Origin of the sequence: Flavonifractor sp. An52 (assembly GCF_002159385.1) — a bacterium.
GTDB lineage: Bacteria > Bacillota > Clostridia > Oscillospirales > Oscillospiraceae > Flavonifractor > Flavonifractor avicola.
Genome location: NZ_NFIB01000077.1, coordinates 1 through 523, shown reverse-complemented (window position 1 = coordinate 523; position 523 = coordinate 1). Strand labels below are relative to the sequence as shown.

Here is a 523-nt window from a genome sequence, read left to right as displayed (position 1 = left end):
CCGGAAGTCAGCTGCAAACTCATTGGCTGTTTGCCGGAGGCAAGGCCGCCCTTTCAGCAGTGAGGGCTTTCGCATTGGTCTGCCCCGGAATGATTCTGATACGCGAGGTTGCGGATGCTTCGGTTATCATGGGTATCTCAAAGCCTGCTGGCCTGAAATCTCCATGTGGGGAGGTGAAAATTGTGAACCCACTATTCGTTGGCATTGATGTGAGCAGCAGAAACAATGTGGCCTACCTGATGAAACCCGACGGCAGCAAGCACTCCAGCTTTTCCATACAGAACAACCTGGGTGGTGCTAAACTGTTATCAGAGAAGATCGTGTCGGCACTGCGTTCCATGCAGCTCAGCGATGTGGTGATCGGCCTGGAGGCCACCTCCATCTACGGAGACAGCTTGGTTTACGCTCTCCGGGAGGATGGCAGCCTGGGCCGGTTCCAGCGGAAGATCCATGTCCTGAATCCAAAGCAGGTCAAAAAGTTCAAGGAAGCCTATCCCGACCTGCCCAAGAATGACTTTGTGGA

At 53.9% G+C, this 523-nt stretch carries 1 protein-coding gene; it reads left to right on the top strand.

Annotated elements, in window-relative coordinates:
* Positions 1-182: 182 nt before the first annotated feature.
* Positions 183-523 (top strand): IS110 family transposase (locus tag B5G06_RS13780; protein WP_143382767.1); only part of this gene is annotated, 341 nt, incomplete at its 3' end.